This window comes from Micromonospora cathayae (assembly GCF_028993575.1).
GTDB lineage: Bacteria > Actinomycetota > Actinomycetes > Mycobacteriales > Micromonosporaceae > Micromonospora > Micromonospora cathayae.
The window spans coordinates 4,352,384-4,375,857 of record NZ_CP118615.1 but is presented as its reverse complement, the minus strand read 5'-3'; the positions used below and the strand labels follow the sequence as shown (position 1 = coordinate 4,375,857).

Here is a 23,474-nt window from a genome sequence, read left to right as displayed (position 1 = left end):
ACACCTGGTGACCGTGCACCTCGACCACACCCCGCTCTGCTCGACCCCGACGAACATGCCCAGGCATTGAGGATGGTCCCCGAAAAGGGTTTCGGCAAGATGTCCAGGTGATTACCGACAGATCCGCAACACCCCCGGCAAACGTTTGCCGCCAGCAGGGCACGCCGGTGGTGGGCGGGCGGAGGGCCCGCCCACCACCGGTCGCCGGGGTCAGCCGGTCGCCCTGATCTCCAACAGGCCGACCGAACTCGTGCCGTGTTCCAGGGCCACCCGCAGCCGAGAGGTGCTCACCGCCGGGAAGGTGACCCGGTTGTACCGGTGCGGCAGGGTGGGATAGCCGCTGGCCCCCGGCACGTCGACGTAGGACGTACCGGTCCAGTACTGCAACCGCCAGGACGACGGTAGCCGCACGCCACCGGTGTCGTCGAAGAAGTACACCTCGGCCGAGCGCAGCGTCTGGGCCGTCGGCCAGGTCAGCTCCGCCCACTGCGGGCCGGTCTCCGGCCAGGTGCCCCAGCGGGGATTGGTGGTGTCGTTCGACGACGGCGGATCGACGCCGTCGTTGAGCGCGGCCACCGTCTCCCAGGGCGAGGTGTACGACGCCGAGGGGCTCGCCGCACCGGCCAGGTTCCCCGGCGACGGCGGCGGTGCGCCGCCCCGGCCGTACAGCTTGACCTCGGTCAGGCCGGTACGGAAGCCCGACGCGTGGGTCACCTGCACCCGCAGGCGTCGGGCGGTGACCGGGGTGAAGCGGACCCGGTTGTGGTTCGCCCGCGGCGTCGCCGGCGTTCTCACCTGGTTCGCGACGGCCGCCCAGGCGGTGCCGTTCCAGTACTGCACGGTGTACGACGCCGGTGCCCGGTAGCGGTTGCCGGCCCGGTCGTCCCGGAAGTGGACCCAGGCGTCGTCGACGGTCCGGTTCTGGCCGAGGTCGACCTCGTACCAGTCGGTGGCGTTCGGCGAGCCGGCGCTGCCCCAGATCGGCGCGTTGGTGGGGAACCCGTCGACCGCCGCGCCGGTGGCGGTGCCGGCGGCGGTGTACGACGCCGAGGTCGTCGCGCCCTGGGCCAGGTTCGGCGTGGTGGAGGTCAGGTCGACCCCGGCCTTGGCGAACATGTCCACCATCCGGGCGCTGGTGTGGCCGACCTGCTGTGGCAGTTGCAGGCCGGCGAAGGCGGCGCTGAACGTGGTGGTGCCGCCGGCGGGCAGGGTGACCGTGCCGGTGGCCGGGTCGTAGCGGACCTGGGTGAGCCGGTCCACGGTGGCGACCCGGTTGCCGTTCAGATAGATCGAGTAGCCCTGCGGGACGCCCGGGTACCGGGTGACCCCGTCCGCCGGGTCGTCCCAGACCACGCTCAGGTCGGCGTTGCGGTAGCGCAGGTTGTTGACCGCGAAGTGGGACCAGCCGATGTCGATCGGGTGCAGCTCGATGGTGTTGTCGGTGCGTGGCCGCAGGCCGGCGACGTCCTCGATCACCGTCCAGTTACTGCTGCCGAGGATGTTGTGGTGGATCCAGGACCGGTAGGTGATCGACGAGCCGTTCCAGTTGGACCAGAACTCGTTGGCGTCCGGCCACTGGGTGTTGCCGTCGACGTACTGCGCCCAGGTGTTCCAGTAGAGCAGCTTCTTGTAGTGCTCGGCGGTCATCCACTGGTTCGGGTAGTTGCGCAGCACCGACGAGTAGAGCCGGAACTGGACCGTCGAGTTGATGGTGGAGAAGTTGTTGCTGCCGGGGTGGCCGGCGGCGGCAGCGGCGGCCTTGTCCCGCTGGTTGGCGGTGTAGAAGGGGAAGATCGGGTACTCGGCCGGGTCGTCGAACAGCCGCAGCGCCTCGCGGTAGGTGGCGGTGTTCGGCATCAGCCCGACGGCGTACGGGTAGTAGTTGTTGATCTCCTTCCACGGTACGTGGGTGTCGGTGGCGACGTGCCGGTGCTCCAGCAGCCGCCGGCTCGGGTTCCACAGCACGCCGACGATGCCGTCGCGGACCCGGTTCGCCAGGGCCCGCAGCTCGTCGGCCTTGGCCGTGTCGCCCAACACCGCGTACGCCTGCGCGGCGGCCAGGGCGTTGCTGTAGACGTACGCCCCTTCGGCGCGGTCCAGCCTGCCGGCCCGCCAGTCGAACGACACCGCGTCGGCGTCGTTGCCGGTCATCGCCCCCCAGTCGTACTCGATCACCCCGTTGCCGTCGGTGTCGTAGGTGGCGAGCTGGCCCTTGACGTCGCTCTCGGCGTAGCGGGCGAGGTTGCGCAGCATCGCCGGCTGCCCGCCGTGCAGCTGGTACGCCCGCCAGGCCGCCTCGGAGAGGTACTGGGTGTAGCTGTTGGACCAGTTCTCCGGGTCACCGGGGTTGTCCATGTACCGGCCGTTGGCCGACGACTGCCCGACCGACAGCCACGGCCCGTACGAGTAGACCGGGTCGCGCAGGTACTTCAGGTCGTCGACGTGCATCGGCTGGGTGAGCACGATGGCGTTGTTGTACCCGGTCACCCCCTCGATCGAGGTGGGGAACTGGAAGTCCTGGCCGGGGATGTCGACGTCCAGGTGGTTGAAGCGCATCAGCCACCAGCGGTAGTAGATGTTCTTCTTGATGGCCGGGTCGGGCACGTCGAGGTAGGGCACGTTCTCGGCCCACCAGCGGTGGTACGCCCGCACGTGGGTGGCGAAGGCGTCCGCCGGGGTGGCGTCACGGTAGCTGGCGTACTCGGTGGCCGACTCGGGGATCTCGTCGGTGACGACGCCCAGCTGCACCTTCGTGGTGACGCTCTGGCCGGCGGCCAGGGTGACCGAGCGGCTCAGGCCGCCGCCGCTGACGGTGAACCCGTCCCCGGACAGCCGCGGTCGGATGGTGGTCAGGCCGTTCTTCACCTGCCGGCTGCCGGTCAGCTCGCTGCCACTGCCGCCGGTGGCGTACGGCGAGGTGACCCGCAGGGCGACGGTGCTGCCGGTGGTGCCGGTGTTGGTGACGGTCAGGTTGGTCACCGCCACGTTCTGCGCGGTGATGAACTTCGTGACGGCCACCCGCAGGTTCCCGCCGGTGTGGATGCTGCGCCAGTGGCTGGGCGCCTGCCAGCGCTGGGCCACCTGCTCGGTCAGCGTGCCCGTGCCGACGGTGACGGCGTACGCGTGCTGGCTGGAGATGTTGTCCCAGTAGGCGGTGTTGCCGCCGAAGCCGATCACCGCCGGGTCGTGGGTGTACATGAACAGGCCCCGGCCCCGGGTCATCAGCCAGGGGCCGGCGGGGTCGTTGCCCGGCCGGGCCAGCAGCCGGTCCAGCCAGAAGTCGGTGCCGCCGCGCTCGGCGTCGTAGATGGCCTGCATGGTGTTGCCGGTGGAGTAGCCGACCGGTGGGGCCGGCACGGCCGGCCCGGAGAAGGTGGGGTAGCCGATGGTCTGCGCGGCGTGCGCCGGGCCGCCGGTGGTGACGGCGAGGGTGCCGGCCAGCAGGGTGGTGGTGACGAACGCGGCCAGGGCCGGCCGCAGCCGTGGGATCCGGTTCATGGCTGCAACGCCATCCACTCGAGGACCCCGGTGGAGGAGCCGGTCCGCGCGGTGATGGACAGCCGCAGCCGGGAGGTGGTCACCGGGCCGAACGTGGTGACGTTGTAGCTGTTCCCGGCGACCCCGCAGGCCGACTGGCCGGGCACGTCGACGTAGGCGCTGCCGTTCCAGTACTGCACCCGGCAGGAGGCGGGCAGGTCGATGCCCTGGTCGTCGTCGAACCAGTAGGTGGCGGTGCGGTCGATGGTCTGCGCGGTGGGCCACCGGTACTCGATCCACTGGGTGCCCTGCTCGGGCCAGTTGCCGTAGACCGGGTTGCCGCGGTCGGCGGAGCTGGCCGGCTGCGCGCCGTCGTTGACCGCGGCCAGGTTCTCCCAGGGGGACACGTACGAGGTGCTGGCGGTGGCCGACGTCGCCAGGTTGGTGCCGGCCGGTGGTTGGCCGCCGCCGGGGTTGGGTGGCGGACCGGTGCGGGTCTGCACCACCGGCACGATGCTGCCGTCGGCGTTGAAGTACATCCGGTCGACGGCGACCGACCGGCGGAAGTTGCCGCCGCCGGGGGCGTCGGCGTTGTGGTAGACCATGTACCACTGGCCGTTGAGCTGCGCCACGCCGGCGTGGTTGGTGGTCGAGGAGACCTGACCGAGCACCACGCCCCGGTGGGTCCACGGGCCCATCGGGTTGGTCGCGGTGGCGTACCGCTGGCAGGCGTAGCTGGACGAGGTGACGCAGCCCTGGGTGTCGTTCGCCGCGTAGATCATGTAGTAGAGGCCGTTGCGTTTGAACATGAACGGCGCTTCCCAGAAGTTGCTGAGTCCCTGCGGGGTGGTCACCGGACCGACCGTGTCGATCATGTTGGCGGCCAGCCGGACCGCCCGGGGTCCCCAGTAGCCGCCCCAGTAGAGGTACGCCTGACCGTCGTCGTCGACGAAGACCGTCGGATCAATGTTCAGCGGCGAGGAGTTCGGGGTGCTGTCGCTGATCAGCGGGCCACCCTTGGCGTCGGTGAACGGGCCGAGCGGGCTGTCGGCGACGGCGACGCCGATGTTCATCCAGCCGGGACCGTTGCCGTTGACCGAGGTGTACCAGTAGTACCTGCCGTTGCGGTACTCCACCTCGCTGGCCCAGGCGTCCGCCCCGGCCCACGGGAAGGTGCCGATGGTGGCCCGCGCGCCGTGGTGGGTCCAGTTCGCCGCGTCGGTGGTCGACAGCACGTGCCACTCGCGCATGACGAAGTTGGTGCCGCCGGTGGGGGCCTCGTCCCGGCCGGCGTAGACGTACATCGTGTTGCCGACCACGAGGGGGGCGGGGTCGGCGGTGTAGACGGTGGTGATGACGGGGTTGGCGGCGGAGGCGGGTGGCACGGGCGCCAGGCTCGCGGCGAGCACCGCCGCGCAGCCGGCGGCCAGGCCGCGGAGGAGGGGACGTCGTCGCACGGTGTCTCCTGTCGGGGTGGGAGGGGGACGGGCACCGGTGTCGCGGGACCGGCGGGCCGCCGGCCGGTGGTGAGCCGGCCGACGGCCCCGGCGGTGGTCAGTAGCCGTAGCGGCTCTTCAGGTGCCGCCACCAGTCGCGGAACATCCAGGTGTCGAACTCGGTGATCTGGCTGGCGCTGCCGGCCTTCATCAGGAACCCGCCGACGCCGGTGGGGGTCCAGTCGTAGAAGTCGTCGAGGCCGAAGGTGTGGCCCATCTCGTGCAGCAGGATGTGCATGTTGGCGGCGTTGATGTTGTTCATGAAGTACTCGCGGCCCACCCGCTGGCCCCAGTCACCACCCGCGCCGCCGGCGAAGCCGTCGGTCAGCCACAGCGACTGGTCGTAGTGCCGGGCGACCCCGCCGGGACAGTTCGGGTACTGCCCGTTCTGGTTGAAGAACCGCCCGCACGGCTCGGAGCACTGCGGCGCGTTCTCCCGGATGTCGCCCACGTAGATGTCCACGGAGGTGTCCGACCACTGCAACTGGGCCCGGTCCCGGACCGCCCACCCGACGACCCGCACCGGCACCTCGGTGTACGGCCACGCGTTGTGCCCGGCCAGGGTGTCGAACCACTTCTTGTACTGCCGGGCCAGCGCGGCGTGGATCTGGTCCCGCTGCGCCGCGGTCACCGACGCCGACGAGTCCCATCGGACACAGAAGTTCAGGTAACCCCGGTTGGCCATCACCTGGTCCCAGCCGTAGTTGCGGAACCCGTACAGGTTGCCGTTGTTGTACGTCTGCTCCACGTGCTGCCACACCTCGCCCAGCGGCTGCACCAGGTTGGCCGGCGGGTTCCACCCGCTGGTCGGCGGCGGGTTCGTGGTGGGCGGGTCGGTGTGCGCCTTGACCTCCAGCAGCCCGACCGAGGCGGTGCCGTTGGAGGTCAACTGCACCCGCAGGCGGGTGGTGGTGACGGCGGTGAACGTCACCCGGTTGTACCGGTCGGCGGCCACCGGGTAGCCGCTGGCGCCCGGGACGTCGGCGAAGGCGCTACCGGACCAGGACTGCACCCGCCAGGTGGACGGTAGGCGGACTCCCCCCTGGTCGTCGAAGAAGTAGGCGTCCACCGCCCGGATGGTCTGGGCGGTGGGCCAGGTCAGCTCGACCCAGTGGGTGCCGGTCTGCGGCCAGGTGCCCCACCGGGGGTTGGTGGTGTCGTTCGAGCGGGGCGGGTCGATCCCGTCGTTGACCGCCGTCACGCTCTCCCACGACGAGGTGTAGGAGGCCGTGGCGGTGGCCGTCCAGGCGAGATTGTCACCGGGCGCGGCCTGTGCCGTGCCGGCGACCAGCAGATAGGAGGTGAACAGGGCCAGGGCCGCGATCGCCGTCGCGGCCCGTCGGTGCCAGGTCATCCTCTCTCCTTTCACGGTGTTCGGTTGACTGTCGGTTTCCTCGGTGAATGCGGTCAGGTCGGTGCCCGTCCGACCCGGAGCCGTTCCGAGCGGAAGCTGCGGCTGCCCACGCCGCTTCTCCGGAGGAGCGCCGCGGCTGCCCACGCCGCAGCAGGCGGGCCGGAGGGTGACCGCGCGGCACCGGTCCCCGGGCCGGCGACTGGCCGCCGGTGGCGTCGACCGGACGGACGACGCCTGCCCCGCCCAATCCTTCAAGTGACCCACCTCAATGCCTGAAAGCACCATGCCGGACGGAAAGCTTTTCGGCAAGCTGTCCATCGAGCCAACGCCGGCGTCTTTCCTGATCGACAACACCGAGACCTGCTGCTCTGTCCATCCCGCACCGAATCCGGAATCAGAAACGACGCACCTCAATGTCTTGAGAATGTCGACGACTTCGAAACCTTTTCGACCCCGGCCGGATTCCGCGCCGGGTGGCGTGTCCGCCGGACCACGCACCACCGACGATCCGACTAGGATCCGAACGTGGCTCACGTTGCCCGAGTCCGCAGGCCGTACCCGCTGCTGGTCGCCGCCGTCGTCCTGGTGGCGCTCGGCGCGACCCTCGCCTGGGTGGTCGGCGACACGCTGACGCTGGGCCACACCCCCGCCGCCGTGCCGTCCGAGGCACCCACCGCCGCGCCACCCCGGGTCACCGCCCCACCACCACGGTTGGCGTCGCTCGTCGTACCGGACGAACCGCGCATCGGCACGGCCGCGACCGCCGTCGCGGACGCGCTCGTCTTCCGGGGTCTGCCCCGCCCGGTGGTCACGCTTGCCGCACCGGGTACGCCGGCAGCCGGGCCTTCCCCGGGACCCCGGCGGGTCGACGGGACTCCTCGCGCCGGAGACTCTCCCCGACCGGGAACCGACGCCCCGGCGGTCCGTACCCTGCGGGCCACCGTCCTGCCCACGCTGGCCGGGGCGGCGGAGTCGTACCGGCTCGACGTGCGCGGCACCGAGTTGACCGTCGAGGGACGGGACGTCGCCGGCACCACGGCCGGGCTGTACCGGCTCGCCGACCGGATCCGCTCCGGTGTCGAGGCGCTCCCCGCCGCCGACGCGGGCCGGGTGGTCACGCCCCGGCTCGGCCTGCGGTTGACCGACGCGGGCGCGGTGGGCCGCAGGTCCGACCCGGCCGCCTTCGCCGCCGGCGACGACTACAACCTGAACACCGACCTGGTCCGGGCGGCGCTGCTGCCGGAGGCGCCCTGGGTGGACCCCGGCGCGGTGGCCCGCATCGACGGGCAGTTCCGGCAGTTCGTCGACCACTCGGTGGCGCAGGGCTACAACGGGATCGTCGTGCCGGGCTTCCTGGAGTACGTCACCTTCGCCCGGGTCGGTGACGGGCACGCGGTCTACCCGCCCGGTGACCCGCACGTCGACCGGGCCCGCGCGATGGTCGCCGCGTTCGGCCCGGTCTTCCGGTACGCCGAGCAGCTGGGCATGCGGGTCTACCTGCTCACCGACATGCTCGCCGTGTCACCGCCGCTGGAGGCGTACCTGACCCGCACCGTCGGCGGTCTGGACGTGACCGACCCGCGACTGTGGGCGGTCTACCAGGCCGGGCTGGCCGAGCTGTTCGACAGCATGCCGTTCGTCGACGGGCTGATGGTCCGGGTCGGCGAGGGCGGCGAGGCATACGCCGCGGACGGCTGGGACTACTCGTCGAAACTTGCGGTCACCACCGAAGCCGGTGTCCGCGCGATGCTGCGTGCCCTGCTGGACACCGCCGGCACGGCCGGCCGGGACATCGTGTTCCGCACCTGGACGGTGGGCGTCGGCGCGGTCGGGGACCTGCACACCAACCCGGAGTCGTACGCGCGGGTGCTGGGCGGGCTCGACGACCCGCACCTGATCGTGTCCACCAAGTACACCCTCGGCGACTTCTACAGTCACCTGCCGCTGAACACCACCCTGCTGACCGGTGGGCACCGCCGGATCGTGGAGTTCCAGGCCCGGCGCGAGTTCGAGGGGTTCGGCGCGCTCCCCAACGACCTCAACCCGCTGCACCGCCGGGCGCTGCGCGAGTTCCTCGCCGCCAACCCGAGGATCGAGGGCGTCTGGAACTGGACCCAGGACGGCGGTCCGCTGTACGCCGGGCCCCGGACGCTGCACCTGCGCGCCGGGTTCTGGCAGCTGGCCGACCTCAACACGTACGGCACGGGCCGGCTGGCCTGGGATCCGGACACCGACCCGGCGCAGGTCACCGCGGACTGGGCGTACCGCACGTTCTCCGCCGACCCGGCCACCGTGGCCGCCATCGGTCAGGCCATGGCGCTGTCCCGGGAGGCCATCCGCACCGGCCTGTACATCGGGCCGTACGCGCAGCGGTCGGTACGGGCGCTCGGGCTGGAACCCCCACCCATGATGTGGATCTTCGAGTGGGACATTCCGACCGGTGACTCCGCCGCGCTCGACAGCATCTACGCCGTGCTCGACGGCCGGGTCGACGAGGCGGTCGCCGAGGGCGGACGGGCCGTCGCGCTGGCCCGCCGGATGCGCGACCTGGTCGCCGCCACCGACCCGGGGACCTGGCGGGACGCCGGACTGTACGCGCAGTTCACCCGGACGCTGGACTACCAGGTGAACCTGTTCGAGACGCTGGGCGCGTACCGGACCATGGTGCTGCGGCACGTGCAGTGGCTGGACACCGGCTCCCCGGCCGCCCACCGGGACTGGCGGCGGGCCGCCACGGCGTACCACCAGGCCCGTGACCTGCACCGGCAACGCTACGGCGGCGACGTCGACCTGCCCGCGTACCACTTCACCGCCGCCGACCTCGGCGCGGCGCGCGCGGACCGGGACCCGGCGATGGCCTGGGCGGCCCGGCTGCTGCTGGGGTCGATCCTGCTGCTGGCCCTGTACGGCCTGCGGGGCCGTGGACCCGGTGCGGCCGCCGCGCGGGGGTTGCTGCGGGGTGCGGTCCGGCCGTGGCGGGTCAGCGCGCTGCCGGCACCGGTGTCCCGGGTGGACCGGGTGCTGGTGTGGCTGGTCCCGGCGGTGCTGCTGGTGGCGAGCCGGCTCGTGTTCACCTGGTTCGCCGCCCCGGCGCACCTGCTGGTGACCCTCGGCGGGTGGGCGCTGTTCGCCCTGGTCGTCCGGCTCGCCGTCGGTCGGCGGGACCCGTTCCACCTGTGGGCCGTGGTCGGCGGGGTCGCCGTGCTGCGCAGTGTGCTGCTGCTGGCGGCGCTGGCCGGGCGCGGACCGGGCCGGTACTGGTTCGTCTTCTGGACCGCGCCGACCCCACGGGCGGCGTACGTCACCGTGGCGTTCGCCGCGTTCGGCTGGCTGTTCGTGGCCACCGGCCTGATCCTGCGGGACCGGTACGGTCTGCGCCGCCGGAGCGCCGTCGGGTGGACGCTGACCGCTGCCGGCGTACCGCTCGGCGTGCTGTCCGGCCTGGTCGCGGTGATCGGGCCGGAGCGTGCGTTGACGGTGTGGAACGACCAGCTGGCGCTGCTGCCGTGGGGACTGTCCCGCATCCTCGGCATCACCGTCCACCTGGGCATCCCGACCGGCCTGCCCGGGTACGCCGCCGGGGTCGGGGCCGCCGGGGCCGCCGTCGGCCTGCTGCTGGCCCTGGGGCACCGTCGACCCGCGGCCGGGTCCCGGGCACCGTCGACGCACGACCGGACCGCCGACGGGCTGCGACGCACGACGCGTTGACAGGCAACCGGCGGCCCGGACAGACTGTGCCCACAACTGCATCAACGCGTGTACGTGCGGGGGAAGTCCGGTCGAAGTCCGGCGCTGGCCCGCAACGGTAGGCCGTCGAGGTGGCAGACACCTGGCGGCGAGCCCGAATACCCGTCGTACGTGCGAGTCCGCTCCCCCACCCGTCGTGGCCCACGGGTCGGAGTCCCGGTCGGCTCCGCGTGGCGGCGTTCGGCCGGGTTTCTGACGACCGCCGGGCCGGAAAGGCGCTTCCGATGGTCGTCCGCCTGAGCCGGCACCACCTGCTCGCCCCGTTCTGCGGCCTACTCGCCGCACTCATTCTCACCACCCCGGCCACCGCCGCTCCCGAGCGGCCCACCTCGGCTACCGCCGTTGCCGAGCGGGCCACCCCTACTACCGCCGTTCCCGAGCGGGCCACCCCGGCCGCCGCCGTTTCCGGGCGGGCCGTCGTGACCCGCCCGGAGGCCGCCGCCGGCTGGTTGGCCCGTCAACTCGTCGACGGGGAACGCTTCGAGGTGGTCTTCGGCGGCGTCGCCTACCCGGACCAGGGGCTCACCCTGGACGGGGTGTTCGCCTTCGCCGCCGCCGGGGTCGCCGACGACTCCGGCGCGCGGGCGCTGGCCTGGGTCACCCGGCCGGACATCCGCGACGGCTACCTCGGCGACGGCGGCACCGAGGCGTACGCGGGCGCGACCGCCAAACTCGCCCTCGCCGTGCAGGTACGCGGTGGCGACCCGACCGACGTCGGCGGGCTGGACCTGATCGCCCGGCTGCGCGCACTGCAACAACCCGACGGACGGTTCACCGACCGGTCCGCGTACGGCGACTACAGCAACGCGTTCAGCCAGTCCCTGGCGATCCTCGCCCTGGACCGGACCGCGCCGGGCGCGCCGCCGGCGGCGGCGGGCTGGCTGGCCGGCACCCGGTGCGCCGACGGCGGTTACCCGGTGGTGCCGGCGCAGCCGACCTGCACCTCCGACGTGGACGCCACCGCGCTCGCGGTGCAGGCGTTGCAGGCCGCCGACCGGCCGGCCGACGCCGCCGCCGGGCTCGGGTGGCTGCTGTCCGTGCAACGCGCCGACGGCGGCTTCGCCAACGCGGCCGGCACCGTGAACGCCAACAGCACCGGGCTCGCCGCGCAGGCGCTGCGGGCCGGCCGCCACCCGCTGGCGTGGGCGCGGGCCCGCGCGTTCCTGGTCGGACTCCAGGTCGGCTGCTCGGGCGCGCCGGCCGACCGGGGCGCGGTCGACTTCGACGGTGGCGCGTTCGACCCGGACACCGCCGTACGGGGCACCACGCAGGCCGTCCTCGGTCTGACCGGCATCGGGTACGCCCGGCTGTCCGCCGCCGACGCCACGCCGGGCGCACCGCTGCCCGCCTGCCCGTGAGCCGTCCCACCGTCCGCCCGTTCCCAGGAGGAATCGTGTTCCGTCACCGATCCGCCGCGCGCGTCCGGCTCGCCGGTCTGCTGGTCGCCGCGGTCGCCGCCGTAGCCCTGACCGTCGTCGAACCCGCGCCCCGGGCGGCGCACGCCGCCGCCTGCGTCGGCACCTCGGGCGTCACCGTGGTGGTCGACTTCACCGCCCTCGGTGGCACCGTCCAGGTCGCCTGCGCCCCGGGCGACCCGGCCACCGGACTGGCCGCCCTACAGGGTGCCGGCTTCACCGTCACCGGTACCAGCCGGTGGGGGCTGGCGTTCGTCTGCCGGATCAACGGCCAGCCCACCGCCGCGACCGAGCCGTGCGTCAACACCCCACCGGTCACCGCGTACTGGTCGTACTGGCATGCCCCCAGCGGCGGCGCCTGGTCGTACAGCACCTCCGGCGCGAGCAGCTACAACCCCGCGCCGGGCAGCGTCGAGGGCTGGGCCTTCGGCGCGGGCGCCCCGCCCGGCATCGCCGCTCCCTGACCCCCGCCGGCACCCGGTGCGCCTCGCCGCACCGGGTGCCGGCCCTCCGGAGTATCCCCCCGGCCGCTCTGCGAAAGGCACCCCTGATGCCTCTGTCCCGGCGTCTCGCCACCGGCCTCGCCACGGCCACGGCGACCGTTCTCGTCGCCGTCCCGCTGACCGTGGCGGCGGCACCCGTACCGCCCGACGCCGCCGCCCGCGACGCCGCGTCCTGGCTCGCCGGTGAGTTCACCGACGGGTCGCTGCCCGGCCCGTTCGGCGGCCCGGACTGGGGTCTGACCATCGACGGCATCGTCGCGTTGTCCGCCACCGGGGTCGACGCGCCGACCCGGCAGGCGGCGACCGCCCAGGTCGCCGCGCACGTACGCGCCTACAACAGCTACGACGACTGGGGCATCCCGGGCTTCACCGACGGCGGCGCCACCGCGAAGCTGCTCTACGCCGCGTCGGCCGCCGGCGCGGACCCCACCGACTTCGGCGGCTACGACCTGCGGGCGGAAACCCTGTCGTTGATCGCCGGAGCCGGTGCTGGACACCAGCGGGGCCGGGTCACCAGCCGTACCACCGCCGACAGTGGACCGGACGCCAGCAACACCTTCGACCAGTCGTTCGCCGTGCTGGGGCTGGCCCGCAGCGGCGACGTCCCGCAGGACACGGTGGACTTCCTGATCCGGCAGCAGTGCGCGGCCGGCGGCTTCCGGCTCTACCCGGACACCGGGCAGGGGCCCTCACCGTCCTGCGACGAACAGCCGGACGCCGTCCTCGACGTCGACTCGACCGCGATGGCCGTGCAGGCGCTGCTGGCCGCCGCCGGGGACGGTGCCGACGGCGCGGCCAACGCGGCCCGCAGGGGCGCGGACTGGCTGGTGGCCCGGCAGCGCGCCGACGGGTCGTTCGGCGGTTCAGGACCGACCACCGGCGCGAACGCGAACAGCACCGGCCTGGCCGGACAGGCCCTCACCGCCGCGGGACGACACCCCGAGGCCGATCGGGCCGCGCAGGCCCTGGCCGGGTGGCAGCTCACCGGGGCGAACGGCGGTGCGGCCGCCGCCGAGGCGGGTGCCGTCGCGTACGACACCGCCGGGTTCACCGCCGCCGTGGCGGCCGGGATCACCGACACCGACCGGGACCAGTGGCGTCGGGCCACCGCCCAGGCCCTGCTCGGGCTCGCCCGGGTGCCGCTGGGTCGGATCGGCCTCGATCCGCCGCCCACGTCAGCGCCGCCCACGTCAGCGTCACCCACCTCACCGTCGTCCACTCCGACCGGCACGGCTCCGCCCACCCCCACCGCCACACCCACCCCGACGGGCACCACCCCGACCGGTCCGACGCCGAGCGCCACCGTGACCAGCCCGCCCGGGACGACACCCTCCCCCGGCGGGGTGCCGGGCACGACGCCCGCCGGCCCGGGGTCGGGTGGCCTGCCGACCACCGGCGCGGCGATCACCAGCTACGTGCTGGTCGCGTTGCTGCTGGTGGGTGCCGGTGTGGTGCTGCTCGTGCTCGGCCGCCGGCGGACGGCATGACCCGGCGGGGCTCCCGCGCAGGACCGGTCGTCGCGCTGGCCGTCGCCGGTTCGGTGGCCGCGCCGGGCGGTCCGGCGACGGCCGCAGGGTCGGCCGGCTTCTGCCCGGACGCCTCCGGGGTCACCGTCGTGGTGGACTTCCACCAGCTCGGCGGCGGGACGGTGGTGCGCTGCGCGCCGGGCGACCAGGCCACCGGCCTGGCGGCGCTGAAGAACGCGGGATTCGCGGTCACCGGCACGCTGCGCTGGGGTGAGGGTTTCGTCTGCCGGATCGAGGGCAAGCCGTCGGCGGCGGCCGAGAAGTGCGTGGACACCCCACCGGCCGACGCCTACTGGTCGTACTGGCACGCCCCGAACGGCGGCAGCTGGACGTACAGCGACAAGGGGGTGGCCAACCGCAAGCCGCCGGCCGGCAGTTTCGAGGGCTGGTCGTTCTCGCTCGACCGCACCGCCGACGACGCCCCCCGCCCGGGGGTGGCCCCGAAGCGGCCCGCGCCACCCCCACCGCCCCCGCCCGCACCGGTTGCGCCGCCACCGACAGGGGGTGGGGTGACGGTTCCGCCACCGGGAGGAGGGACCGGGGCCCCGCCGTCGGGTGGGGGTGCCGCGCCCGTTCCGTCCGGGCCGCCGGGACGCTCGTCCGGGCCACCCGCCTCGGCCGGCACGTCTCCGCCGGTCGGCACGTCCAGCGGGCCGGCACCGAACGCCGGTGGACCGGCAGCGGACGCCACCCCGGACGCTGCCCCCAGCGGGGGCTCGTCGCGGGAGCCCGGGGTGACCGGGGTCGCCGCGTCCCACGACGACGACGGTCCGCCGTGGGGCACGGTCGCCGGGGTACTGCTGCTGACCGCGCTCGCCGCCGGTGGGCTGGTCGCCGCCCGCCGCCGGCACGCCGTCGACCCGGATGGCTGACGCCACGGTCGGCCGTGCGCCGGCCGCTGACGCTGGTCGGTGGCGCGGCCGCTGGCCGGCGGTACGGCTGCCCCGGGGCCTGCACCCGGGCGCATGGTGGTCGTGGGCGCTCGGGTTGGCCACCGCGGCCAGCTACACCACCAACCCGCTGGCGCTGGCCCTGCTGGTCGCGGTCGCCGCGCTGGTGGTCGTCCGGCGGCGCGGGGACGCCCCGTGGGCGCTGGCCTTCCGGATGTACGTCTGGCTCGGCGTGGTGGTCGTGGTGATGCGGGTGGTGTTCCGGATCGTGTTCGGTGGCGGCCAGGGCGAGCACGTGCTGGTCCGGCTGCCGGAGATCCCGTTGCCGGAGTGGGCGGCGGGGATCCGGCTGTTCGGGCCGGTCGCCGCCGAGCAGGTGCTCGGTGGTTTCTACGACGGGCTGCGGTTGGCGACCATGCTGATCTGTCTCGGGGCGGCGAACGCCCTGGCCAACCCGAAACGGCTCCTCAAGGCCGTACCGGGGGCGTTGTACGCGGTCGGCACCGCCGTGGTGGTCGCGCTGTCGGTCGCTCCGCAGCTGGTGGAGAGCGTGCTGCGGGTACGCCGGGCGCGGCGGCTGCGCGGCGGGTCGGGGCGGGGGCTGCGGGCGTTGCGCGGGATCGTCCTTCCGGTGCTGGCCGATGCCCTGGACCGGTCGCTGGCGCTGGCGGCGGCGATGGACTCGCGCGGCTACGGCCGGACCGCGGCGGTGCCGGCCGGACAGCGGGCCGTCACCGGGACGCTGGTACTCGGCGGCCTGGTCGGGGTCTGCGCCGGCACGTACGGGCTGCTGGACACCGCCGGCCCCGGCTATTTGGGCCTGCCGATGCTCCTCGCCGGGCTGGTCACCGCCGTGATCGGCATGCTGCTGGCCGGCCGGCGGGTTCGCCGCAGCCGGTACCGACCGGACCGCTGGCGGCCGGCCGAGCTGCTGGTGGCCGGCTGCGGGGTGGCCGCGGCCGGCCTGACGGTGCTGGCCGGGGCGGTCGACCCGGAGCTGCTCTACCCGCCGGTCAGCCCGCTCACCTGGCCCGAGTTGACGGTGCCGATGCTGCTCGCCGTGGCGGTGGCGGCGGCCCCGGCCTGGCTGGCACCGCCACCACCCCTGGCGCGGAGCAGCCGCCCCACGACAGCGACCCCGACGGAACCGGTCCGCGCCGCCCGGCCGCCGGCCCCGGTGCCGGGAGGCCACACATGATCACGTTCGACCGGGTGACCGTCCGGTACGCCGAGGGCGGCCCGCCGCCGCTGCGCGACGTCACGCTGCGGGTCGAGGAGGGCGAGCTGTGCCTGGTCGCCGGGCGTACCGGGGCCGGCAAGTCGACGCTGCTGCGGGCGGTCAACGGGCTGGTGCCGCACTTCACCGGGGGCACCCTGTACGGCACCGTCACCGTGGACGGCCGGGACACCCGCCGGCACCCGCCCCGTGACCTCGCCGACGTGGTCGGGGTGGTCGGTCAGGACCCGCTGGCCGGGTTCGTCACCGACACCGTCGAGGAGGAGCTGGCGTACGGCATGGAGCAGTTGGCCCTACCGTCGACGGTGATGCGCAAGCGGGTCGAGGAGACGCTGGACCTGCTCGGCATCGCCGAGCTGCGCCACCGTCCGCTGCGGACGCTCTCCGGCGGGCAGCAGCAGCGGGTCGCCATCGGGGCGGTGCTCACCAGTCATCCCCGGGTGCTGGTGCTCGACGAACCCACCTCCGCGCTGGACCCCACCGCCGCCGAGGACGTGCTCGCCGCCGTCACCCGGCTGGTGCACGACCTCGGGGTGACCGTGGTGCTGGCCGAGCACCGGCTGGAGCGCGTCGTGCAGTACGCCGACCGGCTGCTCTACCTGCCGGGTGACGGTCACGTGCTCGACGGTGCGCCGGCGGCGGTGCTGTCCGCCGTGGACCTGGCCCCGCCGCTCGTCGAGCTGGGCCGCCTGGCCGGTTGGACACCGCTGCCGCTGTCGGTGCGGGACGCCCGCCGCCGGGCCGCTGACCTGCGCGGACGGCTCCCGGAGCGGAACCCGCCCGGCCCGGCCCCGGCTACGGACACCGGAGTGGCATTGACCGCCCGGGGGATCGTCGTCCGGTACCCGGGCACGGTCGCCGTGGCCGGCGTCGACCTCGACCTGCACCGTGGCCGGGTGGTGGCGCTGATGGGCCGCAACGGCTCCGGCAAGTCCAGCCTGCTGTGGGCGGTGCAGGGCAGCGGCCCCCGGCAGGCCGGCACCGTGACCGTCCCCGCCCTCCGGGCCGGTGCCGTAGCCCCACTGACCGGTACAGTCCCCGCCCCCCGGGGCGGTGCCGGCGCCCCACCGGCCGGCATCGTCGTCGCCCCCCAGGGCGATGCCGGCGCCCCACCGGCCGGTGTCGACGCCGCCCCCCGGGGCGATGCCGTCGCCGGACCTCAAGGTGACGGTCCGGCCGGAACCGGCCCGGCGGGCGGTGTGGACCCGAAGGCGCTGCCGGCCGGTCAGGCCCGCCGCCACGTCGGCCTGGTACCGCAGACGCCCGGCGACCTGCTGTACCTGGAGACGGTGGACGCCGAATGCCACCAGGCCGACCGGGAGTCCGGGGTCCCGGGCGGCACCTGCCGGGCCCTGCTGGACCGGCTCGCCCCCGACCTGCCCGGCGACCGGCACCCCCGGGACCTGTCCGAGGGACAGCGGTTGGCGCTCGCGCTCGCCGTCCAGCTCACCGCCGCCCCACCGGTGGTGCTGCTCGACGAGCCGACCCGTGGACTGGACTATCTCGCCAAGCGCCGGTTCGTGGCCCTGGTACGGGGGCTGGCCGCCGGTGGCCGCAGCATCGTGGTGGCGACGCACGACGTCGAACTCGTCGCGGCGCTGGCCGACCGGGTGATCGTGATGGCCGAGGGAGAGATCGTGGCCGACGGCACCACGGCCGAGGTCATGCTCGCCTCACCGGCGTTCGCCCCGCAGGTGGCCAAGGTGCTCGCCCCGGCCCCGTGGTTGACGGTCGAGCAGGTCGCCGCCGCGCTCGGGCCGGCCGGAGAGCCGACATGAGCACGCCACGGACCCGCCGGCGAGCCGACACGAGCACGCCACGGACCCGCCGGCGAGCCGACACGAGCGTGCTGCGGGTAGCGCCGCGTACCGCCGTGGTGCTGGCGCTCGCGTCGGCCGCCGCGCTGGCCACCTTCACCTGGCCGTTGTTCGTGCCGGCGTCTCCGGAGAGCACCGCCCGGGCCGGCGAGGCCCCACTGGTCTTCGTCGTGATGCTGCCGGTGCTGGTGGCGCTCGTACTGGCCGAACTCACCTCGGGCGGCATCGACAGCAAGGCCCTGGCGATGCTCGGGGTGCTCGCCGCCGTCAACGCCGCGCTGCGTCCGCTCGGGGCCGGCACCGCCGGCATCGAGACCGTGTTCTTCCTCCTGGTGCTCGCCGGCCGGGTCTTCGGACCGGGGTTCGGGTTCCTGCTCGGCTCGACGTCGTTGTTCGCCTCCGCGCTGCTCACTGCCGGGGTCGGGCCGTGGCTGCCGTTCCAGATGCTGGCCGCGTCCTGGATCGGTCTCGGTGCCGGCCTGCTGCCGGGGCGGCTACGGGGTCGCGTCGAGATCGTCGTACTGGCCGGCTACGGCGCGCTCGCCGCCTACGGCTACGGGCTGCTGATGAACCTGTGGTTCTGGCCGTTCAGCGCCGGCGCGGACACCCAGCTGTCCTACGTGGCCGGTGCGCCGGTCCTGGAGAACCTGCACCGCTTCGCGGTGTTCACCGCCGTGACCTCCACCTTCGGCTGGGACACCGGCCGGGCGGTCACCACCGCCGTGGCGGTGCTCCTCGCCGGCCCGGCGGTGCTCGCCGCGCTACGCAGGGCAGCCCGACGAGCCGCATTCCACGCCCCCACAACGTTCACCCACCCCCAACCCGCACCCTCTCCCCCCACCTCCCCCACCGCTTCCCCCGCCCCGATGACGGGGCGGGGAAGGGTGGGAGGGGGAGGTGAAAGGGGGAGGTTTCTCCACCCTGGTCTCCATCGTGTGGGGGTGCCGGTTGAGCGGGACTGGTTCGTAGCGTTCGGGGCATGGACGAACGGAACTCCCGAGGTAGGAGCGTCGTACGGGTCGCGAGCCAGCTGATCGGCGGTGACCGGCGTGGCAGTCGTACCACCCGGGTCGTGGGCGCGGTGCTCGGTAGGGTCCTGGAGCAGGAGGGTGGCAGGGTGACCGGTCGGATGGTGGTGGCGGTGCTGGTGGTCCTCGGGGTGGTGGGCCTCGCGTTCGTCGCCTACCGTCTGCTCGTGCTGGACCTGATCCTCACCGTGCTCCGGGAACGGGACTGACCCCTGCTCGCGACGATGCGCCGCCTGGCCACCCAGGGGCTGCGGCTGATCCGGGCCGACGATCCCGAGACGGGTTGGCTGGTGCGGATCGTGCTGACCGTACTGCTGGTGTGTTCGCTGCTGTTCTATCCCGGCATGAGCGGGTTCGTGCGGCCGGCGCTCGTCGCGAGTTTCACCGGATGGCTGTTCTTCGTGGGTGCGGACACCCGGTTCCCTCGGGCCGCCCGGATCGCGCTCGCGGTGGCCGCCCTGCTGCCGGCGGCCGTCACACCGCTGCCGCACAACGGGTCGGTGCTGTTGTTCCTCTACAGCAGCCTGTTCACGTTCGTGCTGCTGCCCCGGATGCCGCTGTGGGCGATCCTGTCATTGACCGGCGCGGTCATCGCGGTGCTGCTGACCGGGCTGTGGCTCGCCGGTCACGGCGCGACCGCGATGCTCACCCAACCCGCGATGATCGTCATCCTGGTGCTGTTCAGCCTGCACCGACGGGAGCACCGGCTCCGGACGGAGGAGACGCTGCGGACCCAGGAGGCGCTCGCCCAGGCGGCGGCACTGGACGAGCGGACCCGGATCGCGCGTGAGCTGCACGACGTGCTGGCCCACTCGTTGGGTGCGCTCGGGGTCCAGCTCGAGGTCGCCGAGGCGCAGCTCACCGAGCGGGGTGACGTGGCGGGTGCCGCCGAACGCGTCCGGCGGGCCCGCCGATTGGCCGCCGACGGTCTGGTCGAGGCCCGGTCGGCGGTAGAGGCGCTACGGGCCGACGTGCCGCCCCTGCCCAGGGCGTTGGACGACCTGGCGGCCGGGCACCGGGTCGACCACGCGACGCCGGTCACGCTGCGCACCGTGGGCGGACCGCGTGGCCTGCCGTCCGGTGCCGAGGTGTCGCTGCTGGGAACGGCCCGGGAGGCGCTGACCAACGCGGCCCGGCACGCGCCCGGCACTCCGGTCACGCTCACCCTGGAGTACGCGGGGTCGTCGGTCCGCCTGACCGTGGAGAACCGGGTACCGGCGGCCACGGCGGCGGGCGGCGGTTTCGGCCTGACCGGGGTACGGGAACGGATCGCGCTGGTGGGTGGAACATTGGAGGCGGGTGTCGTGGACGGCGGGTGGCGAGTCACCGCGGAGGTGCCAGGATGAGCGAGCGGCCGCTGCGGGTGCTCGTCGTCGACGACCAGCAACTGGTCCGGGAGGGGTTGACCGCGCTGCTGGAACTGACCGACGGCGTGACCGTCGTCGGTTCCGCCGGTGACGGTGCGCGGGCGCTGGAGCTGGTCGCCGACCACCGGCCGGACGTCGTGTTGATGGATCTCCGGATGCCGGTGCTCGACGGGGTCACCGCCACCGCCCGGGTCCGGGAACACTTCCCGGAGGTGGCGGTGGTGGTGCTGACCACCTACGCCGACGACGAGTCGATCGCGGGCGCGCTCGCGGCCGGCGCCCGGGGCTACCTGACCAAGGACGCGGGACGTGCCGAGATCGCCATGGCGCTGCGGGCGGCGGCCGGCGGTCACGCGTTGTTCGACCCGCTGGTGGCGGCCCGGCTCGCCGAGGCGATGAGCCGCCGGGCCACCGTCGGGCGGCGACCCGGGCGGCTGCCGGACGGGCTCACCCCACGGGAGGCGGAGGTGCTCGGCCAGCTCGCCGGGGGACGGACCAACGCGGAGATCGCGGCGGTGCTCTACGTCGCCGAGACGACGGTGAAGACCCACGTCAACAACGCGTTCGCCAAGATCGGTGCCCGGAACCGTACCGAGGCCGCGAGCTACGCCACCCGCCACGGCCTGACTCCGGACAGCTAGGACCGGTGTCCGTGACCCGGGATGCCGGGCAGGTGGCGGGCTCAGCCGAAGGTGGTCCAGTACGCCCGGAAGCGGTGCAGGATCGCGGCGACGATGGCGGCGTACCACAGCACGAGAAGCAGACTGTGGTAGCGGACCACGGCGGCGAGGGGCGGGCGCAGTGGCCCGGGGAGGACGCCGGCGTTGGTGTGCAGGTTGTGCGCCGTCACGTACAGGAAGATCGGGATGGTGGCGGCCCAGACCAGCATGCAGTAGGGGCAGAGGGCACCGATGACGTACAGGCTCTGGTAGACGAGCCAGTGCACGAAGATCACCCCGAACGTGGCACCGGCCTGCAGACCGAACCAGAACCATCGCGGCAACGGCACCCGGGCTAGCAGGGCGACACCGATGGTGGACACCACGGCGAACCCGGCCACCCCGATCAGGGTGTTCGGGATGCCGAACGCCTGTGCCTGCTCGCTGGTCATCACCGATCCGCAGGCCAGGACCGGGTTGATGCTGCAGGTCGGCACGTAGCCGGGGTCGACGGCGAGGTGGAGCCGCTCGACGGTGAGCACGGCTGCGGCGAGCAGACCGGTCAGGCCGCCGAGCGTGCAGATCCAGGCGGTGACCCGGCTGAGGAACTCCCCGTTCCGCTCGGCGGCCGTGGTACGGCGGTCGGTGGCGACGGCGCTCATCCCAGGGCCGCGTCGATGGCGTCGGTAAGGTCCTGCTGGGTGCGTACCTCGCTCAGGTGCCGGCCGTTGAGGAAGAACGTGGGGGTGCCGGTCACCCCGGCGGCCAGCCCGTCGGTCCTGTCCTTCGCCACCCGGGCGGCGGTCGCCGGGTCGTCGAGGTCCCGCTGGAACCGCGTCATGTCCAGCCCGAGCGCGCGGGCGTAGCCGAGGAACGTCGCGGTCTGGGGATCGTCGCGGTGGCTCCAGTCTGTCTGGTTCTCGAACAGCTTCGCGTACATGTCGGCGAAGCGGCCCTGGTTGGCGGCGGCCTGCGCGACCCGGGCGGCCAGTTCGGCGTTCGGGTGGCTGGGGATGGGGAAGTACCGGACGACGAACGTGATCCGGTCGCCGTAGGTGGTCAGGAGTTCGCTGACCGCCGGGTAGGCGGCGGCGCAGGACTCGCATTCGAAGTCGAGGAACTCGACCAGGGTGACCCTGCCGGCGGCGGCGGTGGACAGTCGGTGGCTGTCCTCGCGCACCAGTACCGCCGCGTCGACGATGCCGCCGGTCTGTTGCGCGGGTCGCGGTTCGTCGGAACGCTTGACCAGCAGTGGTATGCCGAGCAGGAGCATGAGCGCGACCACGGCCGCCAGGGTCAGTCGGGTGTTCTTCGTCATCGATGGTCCTCGTCGGTCGGAGGGCCGGCGGTCAGCCGCCGGGCGGGAGGGGTCGGTTCCGGGCTGTCGGTCGGGTCGCGGTGGTCCGGCCCAGGACGGGATGGGCGGTCGGGTCGCGGTGATCCGCCCGGAGCAGGGTGGGCGGGCGGGGCGCGGTGATCCGGCCCGGGGAGGGGTGGGCGGTCGGACGCTGATCTGCTCCGGTGCGCGAGCCGCATCGGCGAAGCCGGCGAGGGCACGATCGAGCCCGCCACCGGACCGGACAGAGCGGTGTCAGACGGGCTGGCGACCCGACCGGGACACGTGCCACCGCTGGGGACGCACCACGGCGTCCGGTCCTATCGCCGGGACACGCACAGCAGGGACAACAGCCGGACGGTGACCACCGGGCCGACCGGTCGGCCCGGCACCCCGCCACCGACGGTCACCTGGCCCGGCCAACGCCGGAGCAGCCACAGCACGACGGTGGCACCGATCACCAGCAACAGCACGCAGGCCGTCGCCACCATCCCACCGTCGGCCGGCGGGTGGTGCCCGTCGGCGGTCGTGCCGTCGGCCGGGGCGACGATGGCGGTGAGCTGGGTGAGGGCCACCGACGTCAGGTCGTCGTAGCTGGCGACGACGGCAGCCGGGGCGGTCGCGGCCAGCGGAGCCACCACCGTGTCCCTGCCCGTGGCGCACTGCAACGCGTGCAGGAACAGGAGGGCCGCGACGACGACGGCCACCGCGACACCACGGGAGCCGCGCATCGTGCCAGCCGGCCGGTCCCACGTCACCAGCGCAGACTACGACACCGGACGGTGTGCTCCGCTACCGGTCCGGCGGGGTGCCGGACGGCCGGCACGCGGCGCGGCACCGGCCAACCTGACCCCGACCGGCCGGCCCTCGAACCGGAGCGGACCGCGAGCAGAGGTCACCTGGCGGGACGGCTGGCGAGGCCGTCCAGGATGGTGGTCAGGTTGCGGTGGAAGTTCTCCTCAGGGTCGAGGTGGGCGCCGTCGATGACGAGCCGGGCGATGGTGGGGTACCTGCCGGTCGCCAGTTGACGGGTCAGGTAGGGGCCGAGGCTGACCTGCCAGGCGGACTCGTCGGTGCCGGTGGATCGGGCGGTACGCCGCTCGGTGACCTCCCGGCGCAGCGCGCCGACGATGAAGGTGCTGAGGGTGCCCACGGCCCGTTGCAGGTCGGCGAGGTCACGCACGCCCGGGGCGTGGCTGAGTGCCGCCGCGGTGGCTTCGCCGACGGCGAGCGCGTTCGGACCCAGGTGCGGCCTTCCGCCGAGCAGGTCGGCGAACCACTCGTGGTCGAGGGCGGCGACCCGGGTCAGGTGGGCGATGGCCAGCACGGTGGCCCGCCAGTCGGGCTGCCGGTCGGGCTGCCGGTCGGCTTCGGCGATCCGGGCGTAGACGGCGTCGACCATCAGATCGAGCAGTTCGGACCGGTTGACCACGTAGTGGTAGAGGCGCATCGGGCCGACGCCCAGTTCCTTGGCGACCTTACGGATCGACAGCCCGTCGAGGCCGTGCTCGTCGGCCACCCGGATGGCGGTGGCGGCGATCTTGCTGCGGCTCAACGGCACCGGCGCGGCCCGCGCCCGGGGTTCGGGTCGCTCCCAGACGGGCTCCACCGCGTTAGGGTAC

Annotated in this window: 16 protein-coding genes, 2 pseudogenes and 1 riboswitch; of the genes and pseudogenes, 11 read left to right on the top strand and 7 right to left on the bottom strand. The window is 73.7% G+C overall.

Annotated features, from left to right (window positions below; all coding sequences use genetic code 11):
* Positions 1 to 210 precede the first annotated feature (210 nt).
* The 3 genes from PVK37_RS19950 to PVK37_RS19940 all read right to left on the bottom strand — a co-directional run bounded on the left by PVK37_RS19950 (position 211) and on the right by PVK37_RS19940 (position 6,327).
* A complete protein-coding gene (locus PVK37_RS19950; protein WP_275029056.1) occupies positions 211 to 3,498 on the bottom strand; it encodes a discoidin domain-containing protein in 3,288 nt (1,095 codons plus the stop codon).
* The gene (locus tag PVK37_RS19945; RefSeq protein WP_275029055.1) at positions 3,495 to 4,934 is read right to left on the bottom strand and encodes a glycoside hydrolase family 43 protein; all 1,440 of its coding nucleotides are present in this window, start codon (positions 4,932 to 4,934) and stop codon (positions 3,495 to 3,497) included. Before PVK37_RS19945 ends, PVK37_RS19950 begins: the two co-directional genes overlap by 4 nt.
* Before the next feature lie 97 nt (positions 4,935 to 5,031).
* Positions 5,032 to 6,327, bottom strand: a complete 1,296-nt coding sequence (locus PVK37_RS19940) for a metallopeptidase domain-containing protein (protein WP_275029054.1) — start codon at positions 6,325 to 6,327, stop codon at positions 5,032 to 5,034.
* 525 nt (positions 6,328 to 6,852) lie between these two features.
* Here PVK37_RS19940 and PVK37_RS19935 point away from each other — a divergent pair.
* The 11 genes and pseudogenes from PVK37_RS19935 (at position 6,853) to PVK37_RS19890 (ending at position 20,498) form a co-directional block, all read left to right on the top strand.
* Positions 6,853 to 10,035, top strand: coding sequence for a hypothetical protein (locus PVK37_RS19935; RefSeq protein WP_275029052.1), 3,183 nt, complete (start codon positions 6,853 to 6,855; stop codon positions 10,033 to 10,035).
* A gap of 36 nt (positions 10,036 to 10,071) precedes the next feature.
* Positions 10,072 to 10,198, top strand: a riboswitch (cobalamin riboswitch).
* Between the two features lie 100 nt (positions 10,199 to 10,298).
* Positions 10,299 to 11,432 (top strand): peptidase, encoded by a 1,134-nt coding sequence (locus PVK37_RS19930; RefSeq protein WP_275029050.1) that lies wholly within the window; start codon positions 10,299 to 10,301, stop codon positions 11,430 to 11,432.
* Between the two features lie 32 nt (positions 11,433 to 11,464).
* Entirely contained in the window at positions 11,465 to 11,953 is a 489-nt protein-coding gene (locus PVK37_RS19925; RefSeq protein WP_341483452.1) for a hypothetical protein, read from the top strand.
* 86 nt (positions 11,954 to 12,039) lie between these two features.
* A complete protein-coding gene (locus PVK37_RS19920; protein ID WP_275029048.1) occupies positions 12,040 to 13,479 on the top strand; it encodes a prenyltransferase/squalene oxidase repeat-containing protein in 1,440 nt (479 codons plus the stop codon).
* Positions 13,476 to 14,390, top strand: coding sequence for a hypothetical protein (locus PVK37_RS19915; RefSeq protein WP_275029047.1), 915 nt, complete (start codon positions 13,476 to 13,478; stop codon positions 14,388 to 14,390). The genes PVK37_RS19920 and PVK37_RS19915 overlap by 4 nt, the downstream gene beginning before the upstream one ends.
* Entirely contained in the window at positions 14,383 to 15,606 is a 1,224-nt protein-coding gene (locus tag PVK37_RS19910; RefSeq protein ID WP_275029046.1) for a CbiQ family ECF transporter T component, read from the top strand. Before PVK37_RS19915 ends, PVK37_RS19910 begins: the two co-directional genes overlap by 8 nt.
* Positions 15,603 to 16,637: pseudogene (locus tag PVK37_RS31715) on the top strand (ATP-binding cassette domain-containing protein); the annotation flags it as partial. The gene PVK37_RS19910 and the pseudogene PVK37_RS31715, both read left to right, overlap by 4 nt.
* A gap of 159 nt (positions 16,638 to 16,796) precedes the next feature.
* Positions 16,797 to 17,423 (top strand): annotated as a pseudogene (locus PVK37_RS31710) (AAA family ATPase); the annotation flags it as partial.
* Between the two features lie 68 nt (positions 17,424 to 17,491).
* Positions 17,492 to 18,496 (top strand): ECF transporter S component, encoded by a 1,005-nt coding sequence (locus PVK37_RS19900; RefSeq protein WP_275029044.1) that lies wholly within the window; start codon positions 17,492 to 17,494, stop codon positions 18,494 to 18,496.
* 218 nt (positions 18,497 to 18,714) lie between these two features.
* Complete coding sequence (locus tag PVK37_RS19895) at positions 18,715 to 19,836, top strand: sensor histidine kinase (RefSeq protein WP_275029042.1); 1,122 nt, start codon at positions 18,715 to 18,717, stop codon at positions 19,834 to 19,836.
* Positions 19,833 to 20,498, top strand: coding sequence for a response regulator transcription factor (locus tag PVK37_RS19890; RefSeq protein WP_275029041.1), 666 nt, complete (start codon positions 19,833 to 19,835; stop codon positions 20,496 to 20,498). Before PVK37_RS19895 ends, PVK37_RS19890 begins: the two co-directional genes overlap by 4 nt.
* Before the next feature lie 41 nt (positions 20,499 to 20,539).
* On the opposite strand, the gene PVK37_RS19885 is transcribed toward PVK37_RS19890, so the two are convergent.
* From PVK37_RS19885 to PVK37_RS19870, 4 genes are all read right to left on the bottom strand, one after another.
* The gene (locus tag PVK37_RS19885) at positions 20,540 to 21,178 is read right to left on the bottom strand and encodes a vitamin K epoxide reductase family protein (protein ID WP_275029039.1); all 639 of its coding nucleotides are present in this window, start codon (positions 21,176 to 21,178) and stop codon (positions 20,540 to 20,542) included.
* Positions 21,175 to 21,834 carry a DsbA family protein gene (locus PVK37_RS19880; protein WP_275029038.1) on the bottom strand — a complete coding sequence of 220 codons (660 nt, stop codon included), beginning with the start codon at positions 21,832 to 21,834 and terminating at the stop codon, positions 21,175 to 21,177. The genes PVK37_RS19885 and PVK37_RS19880 overlap by 4 nt, the downstream gene beginning before the upstream one ends.
* A 338-nt stretch (positions 21,835 to 22,172) precedes the next feature.
* Positions 22,173 to 22,610, bottom strand: coding sequence for a hypothetical protein (locus PVK37_RS19875; RefSeq protein WP_275029037.1), 438 nt, complete (start codon positions 22,608 to 22,610; stop codon positions 22,173 to 22,175).
* Between the two features lie 137 nt (positions 22,611 to 22,747).
* The gene (locus PVK37_RS19870; protein WP_275029036.1) at positions 22,748 to 23,461 is read right to left on the bottom strand and encodes a TetR/AcrR family transcriptional regulator; all 714 of its coding nucleotides are present in this window, start codon (positions 23,459 to 23,461) and stop codon (positions 22,748 to 22,750) included.
* Positions 23,462 to 23,474 lie beyond the last annotated feature (13 nt).